The sequence below is a fragment of the Pseudodesulfovibrio karagichevae genome (assembly GCF_041414475.1).
Classification (GTDB): domain Bacteria; phylum Desulfobacterota; class Desulfovibrionia; order Desulfovibrionales; family Desulfovibrionaceae; genus Pseudodesulfovibrio; species Pseudodesulfovibrio karagichevae.
Genome location: NZ_JBGLYH010000035.1, coordinates 36,782 through 43,034, shown reverse-complemented (window position 1 = coordinate 43,034; position 6,253 = coordinate 36,782). Strand labels below are relative to the sequence as shown.

General features: G+C 66.7%; 5 protein-coding genes. All 5 read left to right on the top strand.

Going from position 1 to position 6,253, the window contains the following annotated elements; genetic code table 11:
• Positions 1 to 216 precede the first annotated feature (216 nt).
• A complete protein-coding gene (locus tag AB6M95_RS12460; RefSeq protein WP_371387083.1) occupies positions 217 to 2,610 on the top strand; it encodes a DNA internalization-related competence protein ComEC/Rec2 in 2,394 nt (797 codons plus the stop codon).
• Between the two features lie 48 nt (positions 2,611 to 2,658).
• Positions 2,659 to 3,522, top strand: a complete 864-nt coding sequence (locus AB6M95_RS12455; protein WP_371387082.1) for an HDOD domain-containing protein — start codon at positions 2,659 to 2,661, stop codon at positions 3,520 to 3,522.
• Positions 3,522 to 4,403 (top strand): MBL fold metallo-hydrolase, encoded by an 882-nt coding sequence (locus tag AB6M95_RS12450; protein ID WP_371387081.1) that lies wholly within the window; start codon positions 3,522 to 3,524, stop codon positions 4,401 to 4,403. The genes AB6M95_RS12455 and AB6M95_RS12450 overlap by 1 nt, the downstream gene beginning before the upstream one ends.
• Positions 4,404 to 4,513: 110 nt before the next feature.
• A complete protein-coding gene (locus AB6M95_RS12445; RefSeq protein WP_371387080.1) occupies positions 4,514 to 4,909 on the top strand; it encodes a response regulator in 396 nt (131 codons plus the stop codon).
• 179 nt (positions 4,910 to 5,088) lie between these two features.
• Positions 5,089 to 6,231: a PSP1 domain-containing protein gene (locus AB6M95_RS12440; RefSeq protein WP_371387079.1), complete on the top strand. Its 1,143-nt coding sequence runs from the start codon at positions 5,089 to 5,091 to the stop codon at positions 6,229 to 6,231.
• Positions 6,232 to 6,253: the final 22 nt, after the last annotated feature.

Sequence of the window (6,253 nt, the reverse complement as noted above, 5' to 3'; positions counted from 1 at the left end):
GGTCCGGGGGGAAGGGGAAAGGGAAAGCCCTTTTCAAAGGGTTTCCCTTTCCCCTTCCCCCCGGCCGCCGGAGGCATCCTCCTTCTCTTTCTCAATCGTTGGGTTCCTGGTAACGAAGGGGGGGTGAAGGACGCTTGTTGGACATATGACGCATCGGTGCCGGGGTTATTGCCGTGGCAGACCTATGTGTTGTCGTTCACGGCGGGAGTTTTTGCCGTGCGTTTCGCTGTGGCCGCCGGAGCGGCTGTGGCGCTGCTCCTCGTTGCCGAGCGCGTGCTGCGCGGCCGGGAGTGCCGGTTGCCGGTATTGGCCGTTCTGTTGTGCGCGGTTTTCGGGTTCGCCTATGCGACCCAGCGCACGCCCGCGTTTCCGGCCGAGGCGCCGGGCTGGATGGAGGCGCATCGGGCCGTGGTCCTGGAGGGCACGGTGGACCGGGCCGAGCCGCGTTCGGGGCATCGGCTGCGGGTGATTCTGGATAAGGTTTCGTGCGACGCGGGGCAGGGGCGCGAGCCGCTGCCCGGCAGGGTCGCCTGGTTCGTCCGCAATCCGGACTACGTGCCGTTGCCGGGCCAGCGGGTGCGGACCGTGTCCAGGGTGGTGCCGGTGCACGGCTTCGGCGATCCGGGGTTGTGGGACTACCAATGGTATTGGCAGCGGCAGGGCGTGTTCTGGCGCGCCTGGCCCGCGAGCCGGGAGAAGCCGGTCTGGGGCGAGCGGCCCGGCGTGTCGCTGGCCGGACTGCGCGGCCGTTTGCGGGAGCTGGTGGCCTGGCTTCTGCCGCCGACGCAGGGCGGGGCCATGGTCCTGGCCCTGACCACAGGCGACCGCTCCCGGCTGGACATGGCCACCATGGACGCCACCCGAAGCGCCGGACTGGCCCATACCCTGGCCCTGTCCGGCCTGCACGTGGGTTTCGTGGCCGCCATGGGCTGGGGGCTGGCCTACCTTGCCGGATGGCTGTGGCCGGGATTGCTGCTGCGCGTGCCCCGGCCCAAGCTGGCCGTGCTCATGGCAGCGCCCCTGGTCCTGGCCTATGCCTGGCTCGGGCAGCCGTCGGCCTCGCTCGTCCGGGCCTCGGTCATGTTCGGCTTCTGGGGCGTGCTCCTGCTCCAGGGGCGGGGCAGGGTGCTCTTGGACGGGCTGTTCTTCGCCCTGGCGGCCATCGTCTTCGTCTCCCCGCTGTCCGTGTTCGACCTGGGGTTGCAGATGTACATGGCCGCCGTGGCCGGGATCGGGCTGCTCTATCCATTTTTCCGGTTTCTTTTCGTCGCCCGGCGCAGGGGGGTGGCGAGGCTTCTGTCCCGGGCGGCGGGCGTGCTCGCGGTCAGCGTCTGCGCCACGGTGGCGATCATGCCGCTGGCCTCCTGGTATTTCGGCACGTTCAGCCCCAACCTGCTGCTCAACCTGGTCTGGCTGCCGGTCCTCGGGCTGGCGGTCATGCCGCTGGGGCTGCTCGGCATGCTCCTGGCCGTGTCCGGCTGGACCGCACCGGCGGGCGCGCTGCTGCTCGGCTGGGCGGCGTGGATCGCGGACGGGCTGCTCGGGCTGCTGGGCACGGTACAGGGGAGCGGGCTGACCCCGGTCTTCGCGGTGCTGCGGCCCCTGTGGTCCGAGATCCTCGGGTTCACGCTGCTCCTGGTCACGGCGGCGGTCTGTATCCGTTCGCGGCGCAGGGTCCCGGCCCTGCTGGCCGGGCTCGGGTTCGTCCTGTTGGTTGCGCCGCACGTATGGGTCATGGCCGAGGACAGCCGCGACCAGGTGAGCCTGGCCATGCTCGACGTGGGGCTGGGCCAGTCCCTGGTGGTCTCTCTGCCCGGCGGGCATCGCTGGCTGGTGGATACGGGCGGCGGGTCGATCACCTACGACCTGGGCGAGGCCGTGGTCGGGCCGTCCCTGGCCCTGGGGCGGCCGCCCCGGCTGGACGGCATCTTCCTGTCCCACCCGGACGTGGACCACAGCCACGGGCTGCCGTACCTCATGGAGCGGTTTCAGGTGGGGGCGCTGTATACCAACGGCATGCTTCCGGGCGGCCTGACGGGCGAACGCCTGGACCGGGCCCTGGCCCGAAGCGGCGTCGAGCCCGCGACCCTGGCCGCCGGGGATGCCGTGGTGCTGTCGTCCGGCGTGCGGTTCGCGGTTCTGCATCCGGTGGCGGGGGGCGTCGGTGGCAGGGCCAACGAACGCTCCCTGGTGCTGCGTCTGGAGCGGGACGGCCGGTCCCTGGCCCTGCTGCCGGGGGACATCGAGACCGGCGGCATCCGGGCCATGCTCGACACCGGGGCGGACGTGGCGGCCGAGGTCCTGGTCCTGCCGCATCACGGCAGCCGCAGGAGTTTCGAGCCGGACTTCTACGCGAGTGTCCATCCCTGGGCGGTGCTGTGCTCGAACGGTTTCATGAACCGCTATGGGTTCCCGGACCCCGGCGTGGTTGCGGCGGCTTCGGCGGCCGGAGGCTGGGCGTACACCACGGGGCGCCACGGACGCGTGGTCTGCGCCTGGGACGGGCCCGGCGGCGCGCTCAAGGTCCGGCCCATGGCGGGCACTTGCCAGGAATTCTCGTCTGATATAGAAGTCCATATAGAGGGCGTGCCGGGGCCCGGCATCGAATAAACAGAGGCGGGACGCCCCGGAGCGCCGCTGGAGCAGGCGGATCAAGGCATGAACAACGACGTCAGACAGACTTTGCTCGAGGCCGTGGAGCGGATGCCCGCGTTCCCCAAGAGCGTGCATCTGGTCCTGGAGCTGTCCGGGGACATCAACTGCTCCCAGAAGGACCTGGTGGAGGTCATCAAGAAGGACCCGGTCTTCACCCTCAAGATCCTCCGCCTGGTCAATTCCCCCTATTTCGGCTTGACCCGCGAAATCACCTCCATCAACCACGCCAGCGTCTATCTCGGCCTGAACACCCTCAAGAACGTGGCCCTCGGGCTGGCGGCGGTGGGGGCCATCCCCCGGTCCGCCTCGGACCGCCTGGACATGGGGGCGTTCTGGCTCCATTCCCTGGCCGTGGCCGCCTGCGCGTCCATGCTCGGCCGCAAGCTCGGGGTCTCCCGCGACGACGTGGCCAACTATTTCGCTGCCGGGTTGCTGCACGACATCGGCAAGGTGGTCTTCGCCCTGTACATGCCCGACCGGTTCGAGGCCGTTACCCGCATGGCCGCCGAGCCCGGGGCGGCCATGTACCTCTGCGAACGGGAGATCATCGGGGCCACCCACGCGGACATCGGCGGGCTGCTGGCCGAGAAATGGCACCTGCCCGGCGAGTTGAAGGATGCCATCGCCTCCCATCATTCCATGGGCGAGGGCGGGGAGTACATGCTCAGCGACTGCCTGTTCACCGCCAACCAGATCAGCAAGAAGCTGTCCTTCGGCTCGGCGGGGGACTTCGACGTGGAGCCGCTGCCGGCGGGCGTCGTCAACCGGTTTGGCATGACCATGGACGAGCTCATCGCGGACATGCCCTCCCTGGGCGAAGAGGTCGAGAACGCGCGCATCTTCATCAAGCTCGGGGAGTCCCGCTGATGCGCGTCCGGTTTCGAGGCACGCGCGGGTCTCTGCCTGTTCCGGGCCCGCAGACCGTCAAGTACGGCGGCAACACCACGTGCATCGAGGTGCGCGCCGACGACGGCGGCCTGCTCATCCTCGACGCGGGCACCGGCATCCGGGAGCTGGGGCGCGAACTGGCGGCCGACGGTCCGGCCATCTGCGACATCTTCATCACCCACACCCATTGGGACCACATTTCCGGGCTGCCGTTCTTCCTCCCTCTGTTCGTACCCGGCAGCCGCGTGACCCTCCACGGCCCGGCCGACCCCCTGAACATGACCGGCATCGAGGCCGCCCTGGCCCGGCAGATGGAGTACCCGTTCTTCCCGGTGCGGACCGCCGAACTCGCCGCGGACATCCACTACCACACCCTGGTCGAGGGCGAGACCGTGGACCTGGGGTTCGCCCGGGTCACGCCCCTGCTCATGAACCACCCGGCCCCGAATTTCGGCTACCTGGTGTGTTGCGACGGTCGCACCCTGTTCTTCACCGGTGACCACGAGCCGTTCGGCAACATATATTTGCCGGGGGACGACGATTTCGAGGCCTACGCGGCCCTCGTGGAGGAGCGCAGGCGGGTCGTCCTGGACCTGCTGCGCGGCGTGGACCTGCTGATTGTCGACGCCCAGTACACGCCCGAGGAATACGAGCGGAAAAAGGGGTGGGGCCACGGCTCCATGGCCACGGCCCTGGAGCTGGGCCACAAAGCCGGGGCCGGGCTGACCGTGCTGACCCATCACGACGTGAACCGGACGGACGCGGACCTGGACGGTCTGGACGCCTGGCTGCGGGCCCGCTGGAAGGGCCGGGGCGTGCGTTTCGAACTGGCCCGGGAGGGCATGGAACTGCGACCGTGACCGGCCGTACTACCGGTCCGCTATCGGCCGAACTGTTGCGCTTTTCTTGAGAAAGTGACATTGAAACATATCTCCAATTCAAGACGATGAGACACAGAGGAGGGCGAAAGATGAAAGCGTTGATCGTGGATGACGATTTTTACAGCCGCAACATGATTCACGAGATATTGCGTCAGGTCGCCAAATGCGACATCGCCGTGAACGGCGAGGAGGCCATCGAGGCCTTCCGGCGGGGCCTGCTCGACGGGGAGCCCTACGACCTGATCTGCCTCGACCTGCTCATGCCCGAACTGGACGGCCAGCAGGCCCTGCGTGAAATCCGCAACCTGGAGCAGGAGAACGGCGTCAGCCCGTACAGCGAATCCAAGGTCATCGTCACCACCATGCTCGCGGACGAGAAGGAGACGCACGACGCCTTTTTTCTCGGCGGGGCCACCTCCTATCTGGTCAAGCCCATCGACGAGGAAAAGCTCATGGGCGAGATCAAGAGCCTCGGCCTCATCTGAACCGGTCAAAACCTGCAAATAAGAAGAGATAACAGCCGGGTGCCGTGCCTAAAGGCGGCACCCGGTTTCGCGTTCCGGAACGCATTTGAAGTTGGAGCCGTTTTCTAATATGTTAACACTCTTTGCTTGATACTTACTCCCTCCGCAACCAGGGGGGCTTTTATACAGGATAGGAATCCATGAGCCAAACACTTGGTGTTAAATTCAATGACTACGGGCAGGTATATTACTTCGGCTCCGGCCCGTTCGTAGTCCGCGAAGGCCAGCACGTCATCGTCAAGACGGACCAGGGCATGGGGCTGGGCAAGGTCATCCTCGTCCGCCAGGCCCCCAAGGAAATGGACGACGAGGACCCCGAGGGGCACAAGGCCATCTACCGCCTGGCCAATGAAAAGGACATGGAGGCCGTGGCCGAGAACGAGGCCCTGTCCAAGGACGCCTTCAAGTTCTGCCGCGCCTGCATCACCACCCACAAGCTGGGCATGAAGCTGGTGGACGTGGAGGTCTTCTTCGACCGCTCCAAGATGGTCTTCTACTTCACTGCGCCCGGCCGCATCGATTTTCGCGAGCTGATCAAGGACCTGGTCAAGGAGTACCGCACCCGCATAGAGCTGCGGCAGATCGGCGTGCGCCACGAGACCCAGATGCTCGGGGCCATCGGCAACTGCGGCCAGATGTGCTGCTGCCGCCGGTTCATGCGCAAGTTCGTGCCCGTGACCATCAAGATGGCCAAGGAGCAGAATCTGTTCCTCAATCCCACCAAGATATCGGGTATTTGCGGTCGTCTGCTCTGTTGCCTGAGCTTCGAGCAGCAGGGCTATGAGGAGTTCCACCGCATGTGCCCGCGCGTGGGCAAGAAGTACCAGACCTCGCTCGGCCAGATGAAGGTGCTGCGCTCCAATTTCTTCAAGAAATCCCTTTCATTGCTTGACGAGAACTTCGAAGAGCAGGAAGTTTCCATTGACGAATGGAATGAAATAGTTAACAAGCCGCCGAGCGACGAGGCCAAGGCGGAAGCCAAGGCCCGGGCGGCCGCTCCCCAGGCCCGCAGGGGCGGACGGCGTCCCATGCGGCCCGACAGCCTCGGCCCGCAGCCGGGTGAGCCCGATCTGTCGGAACTCGAAGATCCGCCCAGCCCCGGGGAGGCACGCCCCGTCCGGGACGACCGCAAGCGCCGTCCCCGAAAGGATGTTCCGCGCAAGGCGGAAGGTCCGGACGCGAGCCCCGAGCAGACGGCATCCGCCCCCGAAGGCGATGATGCCGACAAGTCCAAGCGCGGCCGCAGGCCCAGAAGGCGCAGGCGCAGGCCTACCAAGAAGTAACGCCCGTCCGGGCGGCCGCTTT